This is a genomic window from Leeia sp. (assembly GCF_041909055.1).
Taxonomy (GTDB): Bacteria; Pseudomonadota; Gammaproteobacteria; order Burkholderiales; family Leeiaceae; genus Leeia; species Leeia aquatica.
In genome coordinates this window covers 24,579-42,370 of record NZ_JAYREC010000008.1, presented here as the reverse complement: position 1 = coordinate 42,370, position 17,792 = coordinate 24,579, and the positions used below count along the sequence as shown (strand labels likewise).

The window sequence follows — 17,792 nt, the reverse complement described above, 5'->3', positions numbered from 1 at the left end:
CATTTTTGTCAGCTGCCGCTGCTACCCCACTGCCAACGGCTGCGCCAGGCGCCCAGCACCATGTTCGGGTATTCCGGTCGGCCACGGCTGCCGTTGTAGCGGCCCAGCGCCAGATACAGATTGCCCTTCTCCAGGTCCAGATAGTGACGCAGGATGGTGCAACCAAAGCGCAGGCTGGTGGCTTCGTCGAACAGGTTGTGCTTGTCATTGCCGATCTGGTCGACCCAGAACGGCATCACCTGCATCAGGCCCCGTGCGCCCGCGCTGGAGATGGCGTACTTCTTGAAGCCACTTTCTACCTGTACCAAGCCCAGTACCAGCTGCGGATCCAGACCGGCACGGGTGGCTTCATAGTGGATCAGGGTCAGCAGCCGTTTGCGCATGAAGGCATCTGGCACCTTCTTTTCCAGCCGCAGCATCATCTCAGTGAGCCAGCGCTCGCCTTCTGCTTTGTCGGCAAATACCAGCCGTGGCTCACGGTTATCGTTGATGGCCTGTTGCATGGCGGTTTGTACAGATGGCGCGAGGATTTCCTTTTCCTGCTTGCCTGCCCATGCGGGCAGGCCCAGACAGTACAGCAGCACGCCCAGCAGCAGGGGGCGGGTCAAACGGGTGCGATGCATCAGAGCCCTCAAGCGCCGATGGCCTGACGAATGGCGGCACACGCATCCGCCAGCGGCAGTTCTTCCACCACACCGTCGGCACGGCGCACGAACTCGATCACCCCTTTCTCCAGACCCTTGCCGCCAATGGTGACGCGGAAGGGGATGCCGATCAGCTCCATGTCGGCAAACTTGACGCCGGGGCGCTCATCGCGGTCGTCCAGCAGCACCTCTACCCCGGCGGCTTGCAGCTCGCTGTAGAGCTGTTCTGCCGCACTGGCCACCGCCGGATTGCGGTCGGCACCGACTGAGACCAGCGCAAGGGTGAACGGGGCCATGGCGGGCGGGAACATAATGCCACGCTCGTCGTGATTCTGTTCAATACATGCAGCGACGACACGGGAGATGCCGATGCCGTAGCAACCCATCTCCATCGGGTGAGTCTGCCCCTCCCGGTCCAGCCAGTTGCATTGCAAGGCTTCCGAATACTTGGTGCGCAGCTGGAAGATGTGGCCGACCTCTACGCCTCGGCAGATTTCCAGGGTGCCTTTGCCATCCGGGGACGGATCGCCAGCCACCACATCGCGGATATCGGCTACCAGTGGCTCGGGGAAATCGCGGCCAATATTGGCCCCGGTGTAATGTTGATCGTCTTCATTGGCGCCGATGACGAAGTCGGCCATGCGGTCGACGGTCCGGTCCATCACCACGGTGCCCGGGAAATTGACCGGGCCCAGCGAGCCGGGGTTGGCACCAAAGGCTTCGCGGATGGCCTCCGGGCTGGAGAAGGTCAGCGGTACCTTCACCTGCGGCAGTTTTTCGGCCTTGATCTCATTCAGGCTATGGTCGCCGCGCACCATCAGCAGCACCGGGCGGTCATCGCTGCCATCCACCACCACTGCCTTGACGGTCTGCTCAACCGGCACCTTGAGAAACTCGCACAGTTGGGCGATGGTCTTGACGCCCGGGGTATGTACCTTGTGCAGTGGCTGACTGGCGGCCGGGCGGGCATGCGCGGGCGCAACGGCCTCGGCCAGCTCGATGTTGGCAGCGTATTCGGATTGCGGGCACCACACCACTTCGTCCTCGCCGGAGTCGGCCAGCACCTGGAACTCATGCGAGCCGGTGCCGCCGATGGAGCCGGTATCCGCTGCCACCGCACGGAATTTTAGCCCCAGCCGGGTAAACACATTGCAGTAGGCGCGGTGATAATCCCAGTAGGTCTGCTCCAGGCTGGCAAAGTCGGTATGGAAGGAGTAGCCGTCCTTCATCACGAATTCGCGCGCGCGCATTACGCCAAAGCGCGGGCGGATCTCGTCGCGGAATTTGGTCTGGATCTGATACAGGTTCACCGGCAGCTGGCGGTAGCTTTGTACGTCACGCCGTACGATATCGGTGACCACCTCTTCATGCGTCGGCCCGATCACGAAATCGCGCTCATGGCGATCTTTCAGGCGCAGCAGCTCCTTGCCATAGAATTCCCAGCGGCCGGATTCTTGCCACAGTTCAGCAGGTTGCACCGCTGGCATCAGCAATTCATGCGCCTTGGCGGTACGCGCCATTTCATCGCGCACCACGGCCTCCACTTTGCGCAGCACGCGCAAGCCCAATGGCATCCAGCTGTACAGGCCGCTGCCCAGGCGCTTGATCAAGCCAGCACGCAGCATCAGCTTGTGGGAAATCAGTTCGGCCTCGGCGGGCGCTTCTTTCAGGGTGGAGAGGTAGTATTGGCTGGCACGCATGGCAGTACAGGTCCGGTATGGATCGGAAACGATCAAAGTCTGCTAGTGTACCGTTTGCCCCGGGCTTTGTCAGCGTCACCAAGCAAGCGCTTGCACCGCGAAAAACGCGCTATGTCATGGATTTGAAATGATTTTTCCGCTATGCTGCGTCGGCTTCTGGCTAAATGAGAATCTGCATCATGTTATACCCCGAGTTGTTTACCTCCCTGGAGAAGGCCCGCTGGAACATGGCCGACGACATCCCTTGGGATCAGTTTGATGCCAGCCAGTTGAGTGACGACCAGGCAATCACCATCAAGATGAACGCCATCACCGAGTGGTCGGCGCTGCCGGCGACCGAGATGTTCCTGCGCGACAACACCGATGACAGCGATTTTTCGGCCTTCATGTCCATCTGGTTCTATGAAGAGCAGAAGCACTCGCTGGTGCTGATGGAGTATCTGCGCCGTTTCCGCCCCGAGCTGTGCCCGACCGAGGAAGAGCTGCACGCCGTGCGCTTCCCGTTTGACCCGGCGCCGCGTCTGGAAACCCTGATGCTGCATTTCTGTGGCGAGGTACGCCTGACCCAGTGGTACCGCCGTGCCAGCGAATGGCACGACGAGCCGGTAATCAAGCACATCTATGACACGCTGAGCCGCGATGAAGCCCGTCACGGCGGGGCCTACCTGAAGTACATGAAGCGTGCCATCGAGCGTTTTGGTGATGAGGCGCGCCGTGCCTTTACCAAGATTGGGGTATTGATGGCGTCCAGCGCGCGCTCTGGCAAGCCGCTGCACCCGACCAATCTGCATGTGAATGAAGCCCTGTTCCCGAATGACACCATCCAGAGCCGCTTGCCGGATCCGGACTGGCTGGAACACTGGCTGGACAAGCAGATTTGCTTCGACAAGGAATGCGAAGGCCGTGTCATCGGTGGCATTCTGCGCAATCTGTCCAACCTGATGGGGCAGACTTTCGAGACGGTGCAGCAACTCAACCTGTTCCGCAAGCAACTGGCCGCTGCCTGAGCTACGGGTCCGGGTGCTACAATGCGCGGCATTGTGAGCGACCGGACCGACCATGTCTTACGTACTGCCTGACTACGAACAGAAGATTGTTGCGCCCGAGCAACTGCTGGCGCACGCCAGCCGTCTGGCGCGTCCGCTGGTGTTCACCAATGGCTGCTTTGATATCCTGCACCGCGGTCACACCACCTATCTGGCACAGGCGCGTGCGTTAGGCGCGGCACTGGTGGTGGCCTTGAATACCGATGCCTCGGTCAAGCGGCTGGGCAAAGGTGACGATCGCCCGATCAATCCGCTGGAAAACCGGCTGGCGGTGATGGCCGCCCTGCAGGCGGTGGATCTGGTGACTTGGTTTGATGAAGACACCCCGCTGCAGCGCATCCTGCAATTGCGGCCGGAAGTGCTGGTCAAAGGCGGTGACTGGGTGCCAGAGCAGATTGTCGGCGCATCAGAAGTACGCGGATGGGGCGGCCAGGTACACAGCATCCCCTTCCTGTATCAGACTTCCACCACCGCCACGCTGGCGCGGATTCGCCAGCGCTGACTCGGCGCAACCTCCGTTGCGCCAAAGCCGGTCAAGCTTCCGGCAGACAGGCCTGTTCACAGGCCAGCATTTGCGCCAGCGTTTCGCGCTGGCGAATCAACTGCACCCGATCGCCATCGACCAGTATCTCGGCTGCGCGCACCCGGCTGTTGTAATTGGAGCTCATCGCCATGCCATAGGCACCGGCGGAGCCAATCGCCAGCAGGTCGCCCGCCCGGATGGCCAGCGTACGATCCTGAGCCAAGAAGTCCGCACTTTCACAGACCGGCCCCACCACATCGTAAACCCGCTCCGGCAAGCCTTCCTGTTGCTCGACCGGTAGCACCTGATGCCAGCCCTCATACAAGGCGGGGCGGATCAGGTCGTTCATCGCCGCATCGACGATGGCAAAATTCTTGGTTTCACCCTGCTTGAGGAACTCCACCCGGGTCAGCAATACACCGGCATTGCCCACGATGGCGCGGCCCGGCTCCAGTACCAGCTTGAGGCCACGTCCCGCCAGCCGCTCGGCAATGGCTTGGGCGTAGTCGCTGACGGGCGGTGGGGTTTCTGCATCGTAACAAATGCCAATGCCTCCCCCCATGTCCACGTGCTGCAGCACGATGCCTTCGGCGGCCAGCTGGTCGACCAGTGACAACAGGCGGTCCAGCGCGTCGATGAACGGGCTGAGCTCGGTCAGCTGCGAGCCGATATGGCAGTCGATGCCCACCATACGCAAGCCCGGCAGGCTGGCAGCCTTGCGGTAGGTGGCCAGTGCCTCGGCATGGGCGATGCCGAATTTGTTGCCTTTCAGGCCGGTCGAGATATAGGGGTGGGTGCCGGCGTCCACATCCGGGTTGATGCGCAGGCTGACGGCTGCGGTCTTGCCCATGCGGGTGGCGACGGCGCTCAGGCGATCCAGCTCGGCGCTGGACTCCACATTGAAACAATGGATGCCCACTTCCAGCGCGCGATGCATCTCGGTGACCGTTTTGCCCACCCCGGAAAACACTATGCGTTCTGGCGGACAGCCGGCCAGCAGGGCACGCTCCAGTTCGCCACCGGACACAATGTCCATCCCGGCACCGGCGTCCACCAGCAGCTTGAGCAGGCTGAGGTTGCTGTTGGCCTTCATGGCATAACAGATCAGCGCGTCCTGCCCGGCAAAAGCATCACGGTAGGCCTGCCACGCTTGCAGCAGTGTACGTTTGCTATAGACAAAGCAGGGCGTGGTGAACTGGTGGGCGATGGAAGGCAGGGCAACATCATCCAGATACAGCGTCTGTTGCTGGTAGTGCAAGGCGGGCAGGTTCACAGTGGGCTCAAGGGGCTAGGTCGGTCAACGAGGGGCACTCGCAGCTTGCGAGGCTGGGTCCTGGGGTAGATAAAGGGGGCCCTTGATGCCGCAAGCCACCAGGGCAGTGCAGCTGAGGGCCAGCAGCAAAAGGCGAAGGCGCATGGTATGTAATGGGCCAAAGTAAAGCCCACATGGTAACACAGCCATACCGTGAGGCAGGGGCGGGGCATTACGGAGTCACTGTCATGGTGAATGCACCAGTACCGTGGCGGATTTCTGATCGTGTTCAAAGGCTTGCCAATTCGGGACGGGGCGTTACAATGCGCCGCAACTGACCTTAACCCGGACCACTTCATCATGATTGATCTCTATACATGGGGCACGCCCAACGGACGCAAGGTCTCCATCCTGCTCGAAGAGCTGGGGCTGGCGTATCAGGTGCACCCGGTCAATATCGGGGCCGGGGATCAATTCAGCGACACCTTCAAGGCAATCAACCCCAACAGCAAGATTCCGGCTCTGGTGGATCACGATGGCGCGGAGCCTGTCACCGTATTTGAGAGTGGCGCCATCCTGATCTACCTGGCCGAAAAGCATGGTCGGTTCCTGCCCGCTGCCGGGACGGCGCGCTATGCCGTGCTGCAGTGGCTGATGTTCCAGATGGGTGGGTTTGGCCCCATGCTGGGTCAGACGCATCACTTTCTGCGCTATGCCCCGGAGCCGGTGCCCTATGCCATCGAGCGCTATACCAAGGAAGCGGCACGCCTGTATGCGGTGCTGGACCAGCAGCTGTCCACGCATGAGCATGTGGCAGGAGACTATTCGATTGCCGACATGGCACTGTACCCCTGGGCCAGCCGCCATGAGTGGCAGCGCATCGAACTGGCTGATTACCCGCATGTGTTGCGCTGGTACCAGCAGCTATCGGCACGGCCCGCGGTGCAGCGGGGCATGCTGGTTCCCGCCTGAGCAGGAAAAACACGCCTTTTCAGGGACTTGGCGGGCAAGAAAACGCTGAGTTTTTGTCGCGTTTTCTGTACAATCCGGTTTTTAACCGGACCGGCAAAGCAGCCGGAAATGCCATGAGTGAGTCATCCCCTCTCGTTGGTGTGGTCATGGGCAGTTCCAGTGACTGGGACGTCATGCAGCACGCTGTTCAGCAATTGAAGGCCTTCGGTGTTCCCTGTGAGGCCCGTGTCGTGTCGGCCCATCGCACGCCGGATCTGCTGTTTGAATACGCCAGCAGCGCACGTGAGCGCGGCCTGGTAGCCATCATTGCCGGCGCCGGGGGCGCGGCCCATCTGCCAGGCATGCTGGCCGCCAAGACCACGGTGCCGGTATTGGGTGTGCCGGTGCCGAGCAAGTACCTGCGTGGTGAAGATTCCCTGCTGTCCATCGTGCAGATGCCGAAAGGCATTCCGGTGGCCACCTTTGCCATTGGCGAAGCCGGTGCGGCCAATGCCGGGCTGTTTGCGGTGGCCATGCTGGCCGGGAACGACCCGGCGCTGGCCGACCGCCTGCAAGCCTTCCGTGAAGAGCAGGAGCGTACTGTGCTCGCCATGCAGTTGCCCGAGGTGGGGGCATGAGTGCGCCGGTGATCCTGCCGCCCGCCCGCCTGGGGATTCTGGGCGGCGGCCAGCTGGGCCGCATGTTTGTGCAGGCTGCACGCACCATGGGCTATACCGTCACCGTGCTGGACCCGGATCCGGATGCGCCTGCCGCTGAATTTGCCAATCTGCACCTGTGTGCCGCGTTTGACGATGCCGAGGCGCTGCGACAACTGGCCGACAGTTGCGCCGCCATCACCACCGAATTCGAGAATGTCAACGCCGAATCGATGCGCTGGCTGGCGCAACACACCGTCGTGTCGCCGCGTGGCGAGTGCGTCGCAGTGGCGCAGGACCGTATCCGGGAAAAGACCTTCTTCCAGCAGCATGGCCTGCCGGTGGCCCCGTTTCTGCCCGTCACCCAAGCCGATGATCTGGATCGTGACCTGAGCGACTACCTGCCGGGCATCCTCAAAACGGCGCGGCTGGGCTACGATGGCAAAGGCCAGCAACGGGTGCGTACCGCTGAAGAGGCCCGTGCCGCCTGGCAGCCGCTGGGGGTGCCGTGTGTGCTGGAGAAGATGCTGCCGCTGCAGCTGGAAATCTCTGCTATCGTCACCCGCGCAGCGGATGGCCAGATGGCGGTGTTCCCGATTGCCGAGAACCAGCATCATCAAGGCATCCTCGATGTGACGCTGGTCCCGGCACGGGTCAGCACGGACTTGGCGCAAGCCGCTCAGCAAGCAGCCTGCCGTGTGGCGGAAGCGCTGGATTATGTGGGCGTACTGGCTGTGGAGTTCTTTGTGCTGGAAGACGGGCAGCTGCGGGTCAATGAAATGGCACCGCGCCCGCACAACTCCGGCCACTACACCCTGGACGCCACCGTGAGCAGCCAGTTCCAGCAGCAGGTGCGCGCCATGTGCGGCCTGCCGCCCGCAGCCACCGACCTGCTGCGCCCAGTGGCCATGCTCAACCTGCTGGGCGATGTCTGGCCTGGTGCGGGTACCGACGCCTGCCGGGAACCGGATTGGCAGCCGCTGCAAGCCGAAGCACAAGGTTTCCTGCATCTGTATGGCAAGCGTGAAGCACGCATTGGCCGCAAGATGGCGCACTACAACCTGCTGGCCGAGCAGGCCACTACTGCGGCAGCGCAGGTTGCCATTCTGCGTGATGGCTTGTTACAAGCCGCAGGCAGGACTCGGAGCGCATGATGGATGCGCATGCCTTGCTCCAGCGCTTGTCACAACGGCTGTCGCCGTTGGCGGACGCGGAGCGTGCCAAGGCCATGTCGGACTATATGCGTCAGCAGTTTCCATTTCTGGGGATTGCGACGCCAAGCCGACGCCAGCAGGCAAAGGCTTGGTGGGCTGAGCTGGGGCGTCAGCCCGAGGAGCCGCAGTTGCTGGCGCTGGCAGAGCAGCTGTGGCAGCGTGCTGAACGAGAGTATCACTACATTGCCATTGACTTGCTGATCCGTTTTGCCCAGCGGCTGACACCGGCAGCTAGGCCGGTGCTGTCATACATGCTGCAGCAACACAGCTGGTGGGACAGCATTGACCCGCTGAGTAGCAAGGTGGTTGGGCCGCTTTGCCTGCGGTGGCCGCAACTACAGCCGACACTGGATGCCTGGAGCACAGATGACAACCTGTGGTTGCGCCGCACGGCGCTGCTGCACCAACTGGGATTCAAGCAACAGACCCGTGCCGACATCCTGTTTGGCTACTGCGAAGCCAATCTGGATCACCCGGATTTCTTTATCCGCAAGGGCATGGCTTGGGCCCTGCGGGAATATGCCTATACCAACCGGGAGGCGGTGGTCGACTGGGTGCTGCAGCACCGGCATCGCCTCTCGGCCTTGACCCTGCGTGAAATGCGCCTGAAGCTTCCCGTGGCTGATGGCAGCCCCGTTTGATCTGTCTTAAACAAAGGACCCCCGAATGAGTGGTTTGCTGCAATCCAACCTGCGCTCCCTGCCGAAGATCTACTCCGGCAAGGTGCGTGACCTGTACGCACTGGAGGGGGATCGCCTGCTGATGGTGGCGACCGATCGCCTGTCTGCCTTTGATGTGATTCTGGCAGAGCCCATTCCGGACAAGGGCAAATTGCTCACCGCCATTTCCAGCTTCTGGTTTGACAAGCTGCAGCACGTGATGCCCAACCACCTGACCGGCGAGAAACTGGAAGACGTGATTCAGGACGCTGAAGACCTGGCGCAGGTGCAGGGCCGGGCAGTGATTACCAAAAAGCTGAAAGGCTTGCCCATCGAGGCCATCGTACGAGGCTATGTCGCGGGTTCGGGCTGGAAGGAATATCAGCGCGGCGGCAGCATTTGTGGCATCAGCCTGCCTGCGGGCCTGCGTGAAGCCGACAAACTGCCGCAACCGATCTTTACCCCCAGCACCAAGGCTGCGGTGGGTGAGCACGACGAAAATATCTCCTTCGAGCAGTGCGAAAAGCTGCTGGGGGCTGAGCTTGCAGCACAGGTGCGCGAGGCAGCCATCCGGCTGTACCGCACGGCTGCAGAGTATGCGGCCACCCGCGGCATCATCATCGGCGATACCAAGTTTGAATTTGGCGTGGACGAAGCGGGCGTGCTGCACTTGATGGATGAGGCGCTGACGCCGGATTCCAGCCGCTTCTGGCCTGCAGACCAGTACCAGCCAGGCAGCAACCCGCCGAGCTTCGACAAGCAATACGTGCGCGACTGGCTGGAGTCGACCGGCTGGGACAAGACCCCTCCCGCCCCGGCCGTGCCTGCCGAAGTGGCCGCGCGGACGGCGGACAAGTATCGCGAGGCTTTGCAGCGCCTGACGGCGGCAGCGGTCTGACCGTACTGTCCCGATTGGCCCTGTGCAGCACGGGAGGGGCATGGTAGCGTGAGGCAGGATGACTGACTGGAGCTGCCTCATGACCCCTGCCCCTTTGCAAGCCACCTTGCATGCCATGCACGCCCGGCTGCCCGGACCCGACGGGCAGCGCTTCGCCGAGGCATTTCGCCACGGCAGCATGTCGGTCGAGCTGTACGCCCCCCAAGGCCATGACCCGCAGCAGCCGCATCTGCAGGATGAGCTGTACGTGGTGGCATCCGGTCACGGCACCTTTTTACGCGACCAGGAGCGTATCGCTTTCCAGGCGGGCGATGTGCTGTTCGTGCCTGCCGGAATGCTGCACCGATTTGAGCAATTCAGCGACGATTTCCAGACCTGGGTGATTTTCTGGGGGCCTCGGGGTGGTGAAGCCGTGGGCCAGCACCTGGACTACACCCTCCGCCCGGCGCAGCCTCATGAAGCGCCACAGCTGGAAACCCTGCTGCGGCAATATGGCCCCAATCCATGGAATTATCTGCCGGACGAAGGCGTACGCCAGCACTTTGCCGAGCTGGCCGCCGGGCAGGCGGAAGCCTTGCTGGCCTGTACACCTGAGGGCGAGGTTGCCGGGTTCGTGACCTGGTTGTCCCGTCATCCTGATGCCGAGCGGCGGGCTCGTGAGCCACACAGTGCCTATATCGGCGAAGCGCTGGTGCTGCCTGCGCACGCAGGCAAGGGGCTGGGCGGCGCATTGCTGCGAGCCGTGCGAGACCGCTTGCTGGCGGCAGGCCAAGGGCCGCTGTACATCGAGCGTCACGAAGAGAATGCGGCCTCAGCGGGCATGATGCGACAGGCCGGGTTTGTCCCGCTGCTGACCTTTGACGACCCGGTGCGGCGCAGGCACGGCAGCAAGCGCACCACTGAATGCGTCTATCCCGCGCCAGACGCTTGAATTCCACGGCCACTGCCCCCACCCTCTGGGGGCGCTATACTGTATGTTGAAACTCGCCTGACCGGCTTTCAACCCCCTCCAGGCCAGACGCTAATCCGCGTCTGACGGGCTTACTGCTAACGGGAACACCCATGGTACCTCATCTTACCACCGCCCTGACCGGGCCGCTGAAAGAGCTGGAATCACGCATTTTGCGTGCGCAACCGAAAATCGAGCACTGGTTTCGCAGCCAATGGTTGAAGCACGATGCGCCGTTCTACGCCTCGGTGGATTTGCGCAATGCCGGCTTTAAGTTGGCACCGGTGGATACCAACCTGTTTCCGGGCGGTTTCAACAACCTGAACCAGACCTTCCGCCCGCTGGCCGTACAGGCGGCTACGGTGGCGGTAGAGAAAATCTGCCCGGAAGCACGCGGCGTGCTGCTGATTCCGGAAAACCATACCCGCAACAGCTTCTACCTGCAGAATGTGGCCGCCCTGCACAGCATCCTGCGGCAAGCCGGGCTGAATGTGCGTATCGGCAGCCTGCTGCCGGAGCTGGAAGCGCCGATGCAACTGGAGCTGCCAGACGGGCAGAACCTGTTGCTGGAGCCGGTTCAGCGTCGGGGCAATCGCCTGCATTTGGGGGACGACTTCAACCCGTGTACGGTGCTGCTCAATAACGACCTGTCGGGCGGTGTGCCCAATGTACTGCAAGGGATTGAGCAGGCCCTGTTGCCGCCGACCTATGCCGGTTGGGCTACCCGTCGCAAGACCGGCCACTTTGCCGCCTACGATGGCGTGGCCGACGAGTTTGCCCAGCTGATCAGCATTGATCCCTGGCTGATCAACCCCTACTTCAGCCATGTTGGCGGCGTGGATTTCCAGGAGCGTGCCGGTGAAGAGGCACTGGCGGACAAGGTGTCAGACCTGCTGGCGCGGATTCGTTCCAAATACCAGGAATATGGCATCGAGCAGCAACCCTATGTGGTGGTCAAGGCGGATGCCGGCACCTACGGTATGGGGGTGATGACGGTGAAAGACCCGTCGGAAGTGGTGGGCCTCAACCGCAAGCAGCGCAACAAGATGTCGGTGATCAAGGAAGGCATGGAAGTGCACGATGTCATCGTGCAGGAAGGTGTGCATACCTTTGAGACCGTGAACGAAGCGGTAGCCGAGCCGGTGGTCTATATGCTGGACCACTTTGTGATCGGCGGCTTCTATCGGGTGCATACCGGCCGGGGGGCCGACGAGAATCTGAACGCACCGGGCATGCACTTTGTGCCGCTGGCGTTCGAGAAGCCATGCAATGCACCGGAGTGCGACGAAGCGCCGGATTGCCCGCCCAACCGCTTCTACTCCTACGGCGTCGTGGCGCGACTGGCTTTGCTGGCAGCCGCCCGCGAGCTGGAAACCATGGCTGAGGAACACGGCGAATAAGCCTGACCGTAATGGAGGACGCAGCATGCGCATTGCCCTGATTCTGGACCCGCTGGCCAAACTGAAACCGTGGAAGGATTCCAGCGTGGCGATGATGCGTGCCGCGCGCCGCCGTGGCCACACCTGCATCGCCCTGCTACCGGAAAGCCTGCGTGCCCACAGCGAAGGCGGGCAGGTAACGGTGTGGGCAGAAGGTCATGTGCTGCAGGTGCACGATGACGATGCCCACTGGTACGATGCCGGTGCGCGTGAGTGCTGGCCGCTGCACGCGTTTGATGCGGTGATCCAGCGCAAGGACCCGCCATTCGACGCCGAATACCTGTACGCCACCCACCTGCTGGAGACGGCCGTTCGCAGTGGTGCGCGGGTGTTCAACCACCCCCGCGCACTGCGGGACTACAACGAAAAGCTGGCGATCCTGCGCTTTGCCGACTGGACCACGCCCACCTGCGTCAGCCGAGAATCTGCCCGGCTGCGCGAGTTTGTACGCGAGCATGGCGACGTGATCCTCAAGCCACTGGACGGCATGGGCGGTTCCAGTATTTTCCGTGTCAGCCTGCAGGACCCGAATCTGTCCGTGATTCTGGAAACCATCACCCGCCACGATCAAGAAACGGTGATGGCCCAGCGCTACATTCCCGAGATCGTCCATGGTGACAAGCGCATCCTGCTGATCAATGGCGAGCCCCTGCCCTACGCGCTGGCGCGTATTCCCATGGCTGGCGAAACCCGTGGCAACCTCGCTGCAGGCGGGCGCGGGGTGGCGCAAGCCCTGACCGCGCGTGACCGGCAGATTGCCGAGGCGGTCGGGCCGCAACTGCGTGCCGATGGCCTGCTGCTGGTCGGGCTCGATGTGATCGGCGACTACCTCACCGAGGTCAACGTGACCAGCCCCACCTGCATGGTGGAGATTGCGGCGCAGACCGATTGCCAGCCGGCCGAGCTGTTCCTGGATGCACTGGAGCAGGCCTGCGGTCACTGAGATGGGTGCCGCATGACCGCGCTGACTGGCTTTCCGTGCCGATCCGCGTTATCTTGCTGATATAGGGGAACTGGAGGCCGTTGTCTGCAGTCGCAGCAACGGACAGACATCATGGTGGCATTTTTACTGATTACCCACGGCAGCTTGGGCAAAAGCCTGCAGGAATGTGCCGAGCATGTGATGGGTGGACCGCTTGAACGCTTTTCCGTGCTCTCGGTAGACCGAAGCGCCGATCCCGAAATCATGCGCGAGCAAGCGGCCCAGCAGATTGCGGCACTGGCCAGCGAAGATGGCGTGCTGGTGCTGTCCGACATCTATGGGGCCACGCCCTGTAATATCGCCACCCGTTTGCCTGGGGCAAGGGTGGCGCTGGTATCCGGGGTCAGCCTGCCCATGCTGATACGTGCCCTCACCTATCGCAAGCTGAGCCTGACCGAGGTGGTCGCCAAGGCGGTGAGTGGTGGGCGCGATGGCATTGTGGTGGTGGAAGCTGCACCGGAAACCGCAGACTGTAAGGACGAGGCAGCACATGCGTGAGCAGGAAGTGGAAATCATCAACAAACTGGGGCTGCATGCTCGCGCCAGCAGCAAGCTGACGCAGCTGGCCACCGGTTTCAAGAGCGAGATCTGGTTGTCGCGCAACGGCAAGCGGGTGAACGCCAAATCCATCATGGGCGTGATGATGCTGGCGGCGGCCAAGGGGAGCCGGGTGGGTATCGAAGCCTCGGGTGAGGACGAAGAACAGGCGCTGGTTGCGCTGGTGGCGCTGGTGGGCGACCGCTTTGGCGAGGCCGAATAGACAGGAGGTGCCCGGCGCACGGGTACGACAGGGTGGCTGGCCGGATTGTCAGGGTCAGCGACATAGGGGGAGAGGGCAATGAGCATCACCTTGCGCGGGATTGGTTGCGCTGGCGGTATTGCGATTGGCCATGTGCACCTGGTCTCGGAGACCACGGTCGATGTGGTGCATCTGGTGCTGCCGGAAGAGGACATTCCGGCTGAGCTGACCCGCTTTGACGCTGCCATTCGCGAAACCCGCAAGCAGCTGGAAATGCTGTGGGGCTCGATACCGGATAATGCACCGGCAGAGCTGGGTTCCTTTCTCAGCCTGCACATCATGATCCTCAACGACGCGGCCTTGTCGCGTGACCCCAGGCAGCTGATCGAAGAGCAACACTGCAACGCCGAATGGGCGTTGATGCAGCAGCTGGAAATCTTGCTGGCTCAGTTTGACGAAATCGAAGAGGACTACCTGCGCGAGCGGCGCGCGGATGTCATCCAGGTGGCGGATCGCGTGCTGAAGGTGCTGGCAGGGCACCCGGTATCGCACGCTCACGGCCAGCTGGCGACCGATCGTGACACCATTCTGGTGGCGCATGACCTCAGTCCAGCCGACATGGTGCAGTACAAGGATATCGAGTTCGCTGCTTTTGTGACCGATGCCGGTGGTGCTACCTCACATACTGCCATTCTGGCGCGCAGCCTGGGCATCCCCGCTGTGGTCGCCATGCATAACGCCCGCGAGCTGATGAAGGAAGGCGAGCTGGTGGTGGTGGATGGCAGTACCGGGACCGTCATCATCGAGCCGGATGCCGATGAGCTGGTGCATTATCAAAAGCTGCTGCAGCAATGGCAGCGACAGCAGAAACAGCTGGCCGGTACCAAATCTGCCGAGGCCATTACCGCCTGCGGTGTGCCGATCGAGTTGCAGGGCAATATCGAATTGCCACAGGATGTGCCGGACATGCAGGACATCGGTGCCCGCTCGGTAGGCTTGTTCCGCAGTGAGTTCCTGTTTCTCGCCAGCGAAGAATTGCCCACAGAGGATGAACAGTTCGAAGCCTACAGAGAGGTAGCCGTGGCCCTGAACGGGCAGCCGGTGACCATCCGCACGCTGGACATCGGCACCGACAAGTTGCCCAAATGGTTTGAGCGTAGTGGCGGACTGAACCCGGCCATGGGCCTGTGCGGGGTGCGTTTGTCACTGGCGCAGCCGCATTTGTTCCAGACCCAGCTGCGCGCACTGTTGCGGGCTTCGGCCTTTGGCTGCATCCAGATCATGTTTCCCTTGCTCTCCAGCGTGGCCCAGGTGCGGCAGTGCCTGCAGCATGTGACGCTGGCCAAGCAATCGCTGCGCGATGAAGGCATTGCCTTTGACGAGCAGGTCAAGCTGGGGGGGATGGTGGAGATTCCGGCGGCGGCGCTGAATGTGGCCGGTTTCCTCGGCTTGCTGGATTTTGTTTCGGTGGGCACCAATGATCTGGTGCAGTACACCCTGGGGGTGGACCGGGGCGACGATTCGGTGGCGCATCTGTATAATCCGGCCCACCCTGCGGTGCTGCAGCTGCTGTCCCATACCATCCGTACCGCCAATGCCATGGGCAAGCCGGTGTCGGTCTGTGGCGAGATGGCGGGCGACCCGCGCTTTACCCGCCTGCTGCTGGGGTTTGGATTGCGGCGCTTTTCCATGCACCCGGCCAGCCTGCTGGCGGTGAAGCAGGTGGTGCGGCAGTCCTCATTGGCTGAGCTGACCGCGCAGACCGATGCCATCCTGGCCTGCACGGATGAAGAGCAGGTGACGCCCTTGCTGGAACAACTGAATGCCTGAACTACATACGGTGGCGACCCCTTTCCGGGTCGCCCCGGCGGATGCGGTGGATTTTTCCACCCTTCGGCGTGTGCTGCTCGTCAAGCTGCGCCACCATGGAGACGTGCTGCTGGCCAGCCCGGTACCGCAAGTCCTGAAGAACCACTTCCCACAGCTGGAAATCGACGCACTGGTCTATGCCGATACGGCACCCATGCTGCAGGATCATCCAGCACTTTCACAGTTGCACCTGATCGAGCGGCAGGGCAAGCGGCAAGGGTTGCTGCGATGGCTGCGGCAAGAGTGGCAATTGTGGCGCACCCTGCGCGGCCGCCAGTATGACCTGCTGATCCATCTGACGGACGGTCGACGTGGCACCTGGCTGGCGCGCTGGCTGGGTGTGCGTTACAGCGTGGCACAACGTACCGGCAAGCGTGGCTGGAAGAAGGCGTTTACCCATCTGTTCACCACGGCACGTAAGGGCAACAGCCGCCATACCGTCGAATACCACCTGGACGCCCTGCGGCGGCTGGGCTTGTATCCCGATGAGCAGGAGCGCAAGCTGGTGCTGCAACCTGGCACCGCAGCCACCGCTCGTGTTGGTGAAGTCCTGCACGGGCTGGGCCTAAGCCCCAAAGGCTTCCTGCACATTCATCCGCCCTCGCGCTGGCTGTTCAAATGCTGGAGCGTGGAGCAAATGGCGGCACTGATCGACCGACTGACCGGTGAGGGCTGGCCGGTGGTGCTGACCGGCGCCCCCAATGATGCCGAGCGGGCGTTGAACGCGGCCATCCAGCAACGGCTGTCGCGCCCGGTACATGACCTGACGGGCCAGCTCAGTCTGCGCGAGCTGGCAGCTCTGACCGCTGAGGCACGCCTGTTCATCGGCGTGGATTCAGCGCCCATGCACATGGCCGCCGCCATGGCCACCCCCACTGTGGCCCTGTTTGGCCCCAGTGGCGATATCGAATGGGCCCCGTGGCAAGTGCCCGCTCGCGTGCTGGTATCCAGCCACGCCTGCCGCCCCTGTGGTCACGACGGCTGCGGCGGCGGCAAACGCAGTGAATGCCTCACCACACTGTCAGTTGAGCAGGTGCATCAAGCCGTGCAGTCCCTGCTGGCGGAAACAGCATGAAAATTGCCTTGATCCGGCAGAAATACTCGCCATTCGGTGGGGCGGAGCGCTTTGTATCACGTGCGCTCAGTGCACTATCTCAGCAGGGGCTGGAAGTGACCTTGCTTAGCCGTAACTGGGATCAAGCCAGCGAAGGCACCCAGGTGAAAAGGCTCAACCCGTTTTATCTGGGGCGAACCTGGCGCGACTGGAGTTTTGCGCGTGCCGTCAGCCGCTGGCTGGGGCGGCACCGATTTGATCTGGTGCAGTCGCATGAGCGGATTGCGGGCTGTGAGGTCTACCGGGCCGGGGATGGCGTGCATCGCGTCTGGCTGAGACAGAAAGCACGGCGTGAAAGCCTGCTGCTGCGCTGGCTGGGGCGACTGAACCCTTACCATCACTATGTGTGCCGGGCAGAGCAGCGCATGTTTCATCACCCCCGCTTGCGGGCCGTGATCTGTAATTCGAAGATGGTGCAGCAGGAGCTGATCGAGCATTTTCAGCTGCCCTTGGACAAACTGCATGTGATTTATTCCGGGGTGGATCCGGCTCGTTTCCACCCAGGTGTGCGCCAGCAGCGTGCTGCGATCCGCCAGCAGTGGGGGATTCCGGAAGCCGCGACCGTTTACTTGTTTTTGGGGTCTGGCTTTCAGCGCAAGGGTGTCGCGCCGCTGCTGCAGGCCTTGGTGGGGTTGCCAGAATCAGCATGGGTACTGGTGGTCGGCAAGGACAAGCAGCAACGGCAATATCAACGGCTGGCACGGCGTTTGGGCATTGCCGACCGTGTGGTGTTTGCGGGTGGGCAGACCGAAGTGGCTGCCTATTATGGCGCGGCAGACGTGTTTGTCCTGCCGACGCTGTATGATGCTTTTCCCAATGCGGCACTGGAGGCGATGGCCTGTGGCCTGCCCTTGTTGACCAGCCCGAACTGTGGCGCTGCCGAGCTGATCCGAAACGGCGACAATGGTTATGTCTGTGACGCGCTGGATGTGGAAACCCTGCACAAACACATGCACACCTTGCTGGATGCCGCCCTGAGTCAACGCATGGGCGCACATGCCCAGCAAACGGTTGCGCATCTGACCCCGGACTTCATGGCAACACAGATGGTGGCGCTATACCGGCAGTTGTTGCAGCCCAATGTGGCATGAAGGGTGTGCTATGGTGACGGCCACTGAATTGCACTAGAATAGTCGGTTGACTTCTACTTGAGGTAT

Annotated in this window: 19 protein-coding genes; 15 read left to right on the top strand and 4 right to left on the bottom strand. The window is 62.0% G+C overall.

The genetic code is table 11. The features are described 5' to 3' along the window. Positions 1 to 8: 8 nt before the first annotated feature. Together ACE3O2_RS17285 and ACE3O2_RS17280 are read right to left on the bottom strand one after the other, a co-directional pair. Positions 9 to 623 carry a transglycosylase SLT domain-containing protein gene (locus ACE3O2_RS17285; RefSeq protein WP_374339650.1) on the bottom strand — a complete coding sequence of 205 codons (615 nt, stop codon included), beginning with the start codon at positions 621 to 623 and terminating at the stop codon, positions 9 to 11. An 8-nt stretch (positions 624 to 631) separates the two neighbouring features. Next, positions 632 to 2,344 carry a proline--tRNA ligase gene (locus ACE3O2_RS17280; RefSeq protein WP_374339648.1) on the bottom strand — a complete coding sequence of 571 codons (1,713 nt, stop codon included), beginning with the start codon at positions 2,342 to 2,344 and terminating at the stop codon, positions 632 to 634. Between the two features lie 179 nt (positions 2,345 to 2,523). Here ACE3O2_RS17280 and ACE3O2_RS17275 point away from each other — a divergent pair, with 179 nt between their 5' ends. Next, a complete protein-coding gene (locus ACE3O2_RS17275; RefSeq protein WP_168878140.1) occupies positions 2,524 to 3,351 on the top strand; it encodes a ferritin-like domain-containing protein in 828 nt (275 codons plus the stop codon). Between the two features lie 52 nt (positions 3,352 to 3,403). Then, entirely contained in the window at positions 3,404 to 3,892 is a 489-nt protein-coding gene (rfaE2, locus tag ACE3O2_RS17270) for a D-glycero-beta-D-manno-heptose 1-phosphate adenylyltransferase (RefSeq protein ID WP_168878139.1), read from the top strand. A gap of 31 nt (positions 3,893 to 3,923) precedes the next feature. On the opposite strand, the gene lysA is transcribed toward rfaE2, so the two are convergent. Together lysA and ACE3O2_RS17260 are read right to left on the bottom strand one after the other, a co-directional pair. Further along, on the bottom strand, positions 3,924 to 5,180 hold the full coding sequence (gene lysA / locus ACE3O2_RS17265) for a diaminopimelate decarboxylase (RefSeq protein WP_374339715.1): 1,257 nt from the start codon (positions 5,178 to 5,180) through the stop codon (positions 3,924 to 3,926). Positions 5,181 to 5,210: 30 nt separating this feature from the next. Next, positions 5,211 to 5,330: a lipoprotein gene (locus ACE3O2_RS17260; protein WP_205882114.1), complete on the bottom strand. Its 120-nt coding sequence runs from the start codon at positions 5,328 to 5,330 to the stop codon at positions 5,211 to 5,213. Positions 5,331 to 5,525: 195 nt separating this feature from the next. On the opposite strand from ACE3O2_RS17260, the gene ACE3O2_RS17255 reads away from it, so the two are divergent. The 13 genes from ACE3O2_RS17255 (at position 5,526) to ACE3O2_RS17195 (ending at position 17,726) form a co-directional block, all read left to right on the top strand. Next, the gene (locus ACE3O2_RS17255) at positions 5,526 to 6,137 is read left to right on the top strand and encodes a glutathione S-transferase N-terminal domain-containing protein (RefSeq protein ID WP_374339644.1); all 612 of its coding nucleotides are present in this window, start codon (positions 5,526 to 5,528) and stop codon (positions 6,135 to 6,137) included. Between the two features lie 113 nt (positions 6,138 to 6,250). Continuing rightward, positions 6,251 to 6,754, top strand: coding sequence for a 5-(carboxyamino)imidazole ribonucleotide mutase (purE, locus tag ACE3O2_RS17250; RefSeq protein ID WP_374339642.1), 504 nt, complete (start codon positions 6,251 to 6,253; stop codon positions 6,752 to 6,754). Beyond that, positions 6,751 to 7,926, top strand: a complete 1,176-nt coding sequence (locus ACE3O2_RS17245) for a 5-(carboxyamino)imidazole ribonucleotide synthase (RefSeq protein ID WP_374339640.1) — start codon at positions 6,751 to 6,753, stop codon at positions 7,924 to 7,926. Before purE ends, ACE3O2_RS17245 begins: the two co-directional genes overlap by 4 nt. After that, positions 7,923 to 8,627 (top strand): DNA alkylation repair protein, encoded by a 705-nt coding sequence (locus tag ACE3O2_RS17240; RefSeq protein WP_374339638.1) that lies wholly within the window; start codon positions 7,923 to 7,925, stop codon positions 8,625 to 8,627. The genes ACE3O2_RS17245 and ACE3O2_RS17240 overlap by 4 nt, the downstream gene beginning before the upstream one ends. Positions 8,628 to 8,652: 25 nt before the next feature. Continuing rightward, on the top strand, positions 8,653 to 9,543 hold the full coding sequence (locus tag ACE3O2_RS17235) for a phosphoribosylaminoimidazolesuccinocarboxamide synthase (RefSeq protein ID WP_374339636.1): 891 nt from the start codon (positions 8,653 to 8,655) through the stop codon (positions 9,541 to 9,543). Positions 9,544 to 9,622: 79 nt separating this feature from the next. Further along, positions 9,623 to 10,474: a GNAT family N-acetyltransferase gene (locus ACE3O2_RS17230; RefSeq protein WP_374339634.1), complete on the top strand. Its 852-nt coding sequence runs from the start codon at positions 9,623 to 9,625 to the stop codon at positions 10,472 to 10,474. 131 nt (positions 10,475 to 10,605) lie between these two features. Beyond that, positions 10,606 to 11,892: a glutamate--cysteine ligase gene (gene gshA, locus ACE3O2_RS17225; RefSeq protein ID WP_374339632.1), complete on the top strand. Its 1,287-nt coding sequence runs from the start codon at positions 10,606 to 10,608 to the stop codon at positions 11,890 to 11,892. A gap of 25 nt (positions 11,893 to 11,917) precedes the next feature. Beyond that, positions 11,918 to 12,874: a glutathione synthase gene (gene gshB, locus ACE3O2_RS17220; protein ID WP_374339630.1), complete on the top strand. Its 957-nt coding sequence runs from the start codon at positions 11,918 to 11,920 to the stop codon at positions 12,872 to 12,874. 111 nt (positions 12,875 to 12,985) lie between these two features. Then, positions 12,986 to 13,411 carry a PTS sugar transporter subunit IIA gene (locus ACE3O2_RS17215; protein WP_168878130.1) on the top strand — a complete coding sequence of 142 codons (426 nt, stop codon included), beginning with the start codon at positions 12,986 to 12,988 and terminating at the stop codon, positions 13,409 to 13,411. After that, on the top strand, positions 13,404 to 13,673 hold the full coding sequence (locus tag ACE3O2_RS17210) for an HPr family phosphocarrier protein (protein WP_374339628.1): 270 nt from the start codon (positions 13,404 to 13,406) through the stop codon (positions 13,671 to 13,673). Before ACE3O2_RS17215 ends, ACE3O2_RS17210 begins: the two co-directional genes overlap by 8 nt. 78 nt (positions 13,674 to 13,751) lie before the next feature. Further along, positions 13,752 to 15,482, top strand: coding sequence for a phosphoenolpyruvate--protein phosphotransferase (ptsP, locus tag ACE3O2_RS17205; RefSeq protein WP_374339626.1), 1,731 nt, complete (start codon positions 13,752 to 13,754; stop codon positions 15,480 to 15,482). After that, a complete protein-coding gene (gene rfaQ, locus ACE3O2_RS17200; protein WP_374339624.1) occupies positions 15,475 to 16,596 on the top strand; it encodes a putative lipopolysaccharide heptosyltransferase III in 1,122 nt (373 codons plus the stop codon). The genes ptsP and rfaQ overlap by 8 nt, the downstream gene beginning before the upstream one ends. Beyond that, positions 16,593 to 17,726, top strand: coding sequence for a glycosyltransferase family 4 protein (locus ACE3O2_RS17195; RefSeq protein ID WP_374339622.1), 1,134 nt, complete (start codon positions 16,593 to 16,595; stop codon positions 17,724 to 17,726). The genes rfaQ and ACE3O2_RS17195 overlap by 4 nt, the downstream gene beginning before the upstream one ends. The last annotated feature ends 66 nt before the right edge of the window (positions 17,727 to 17,792 follow it).

Bases quoted from the DNA above. Each gene is read 5' to 3' on its own strand.
- ACE3O2_RS17285 (WP_374339650.1), bottom strand. From the start codon at position 623: ATGCATCGCACCCGTTTGACCCGCCCCCTGCTGCTGGGCGTGCTGCTG.
- ACE3O2_RS17280 (WP_374339648.1), bottom strand. From the start codon at position 2,344: ATGCGTGCCAGCCAATACTACCTCTCCACCCTGAAAGAAGCGCCCGCC.
- ACE3O2_RS17275 (WP_168878140.1), top strand. From the start codon at position 2,524: ATGTTATACCCCGAGTTGTTTACCTCCCTGGAGAAGGCCCGCTGGAAC.
- rfaE2 (WP_168878139.1), top strand. From the start codon at position 3,404: ATGTCTTACGTACTGCCTGACTACGAACAGAAGATTGTTGCGCCCGAG.
- ACE3O2_RS17260 (WP_205882114.1), bottom strand. From the start codon at position 5,330: ATGCGCCTTCGCCTTTTGCTGCTGGCCCTCAGCTGCACTGCCCTGGTG.
- ACE3O2_RS17255 (WP_374339644.1), top strand. From the start codon at position 5,526: ATGATTGATCTCTATACATGGGGCACGCCCAACGGACGCAAGGTCTCC.
- purE (WP_374339642.1), top strand. From the start codon at position 6,251: ATGAGTGAGTCATCCCCTCTCGTTGGTGTGGTCATGGGCAGTTCCAGT.
- ACE3O2_RS17245 (WP_374339640.1), top strand. From the start codon at position 6,751: ATGAGTGCGCCGGTGATCCTGCCGCCCGCCCGCCTGGGGATTCTGGGC.
- ACE3O2_RS17240 (WP_374339638.1), top strand. From the start codon at position 7,923: ATGATGGATGCGCATGCCTTGCTCCAGCGCTTGTCACAACGGCTGTCG.
- ACE3O2_RS17235 (WP_374339636.1), top strand. From the start codon at position 8,653: ATGAGTGGTTTGCTGCAATCCAACCTGCGCTCCCTGCCGAAGATCTAC.
- ACE3O2_RS17230 (WP_374339634.1), top strand. From the start codon at position 9,623: ATGACCCCTGCCCCTTTGCAAGCCACCTTGCATGCCATGCACGCCCGG.
- gshA (WP_374339632.1), top strand. From the start codon at position 10,606: ATGGTACCTCATCTTACCACCGCCCTGACCGGGCCGCTGAAAGAGCTG.
- gshB (WP_374339630.1), top strand. From the start codon at position 11,918: ATGCGCATTGCCCTGATTCTGGACCCGCTGGCCAAACTGAAACCGTGG.
- ACE3O2_RS17215 (WP_168878130.1), top strand. From the start codon at position 12,986: ATGGTGGCATTTTTACTGATTACCCACGGCAGCTTGGGCAAAAGCCTG.
- ACE3O2_RS17210 (WP_374339628.1), top strand. From the start codon at position 13,404: ATGCGTGAGCAGGAAGTGGAAATCATCAACAAACTGGGGCTGCATGCT.
- ptsP (WP_374339626.1), top strand. From the start codon at position 13,752: ATGAGCATCACCTTGCGCGGGATTGGTTGCGCTGGCGGTATTGCGATT.
- rfaQ (WP_374339624.1), top strand. From the start codon at position 15,475: ATGCCTGAACTACATACGGTGGCGACCCCTTTCCGGGTCGCCCCGGCG.
- ACE3O2_RS17195 (WP_374339622.1), top strand. From the start codon at position 16,593: ATGAAAATTGCCTTGATCCGGCAGAAATACTCGCCATTCGGTGGGGCG.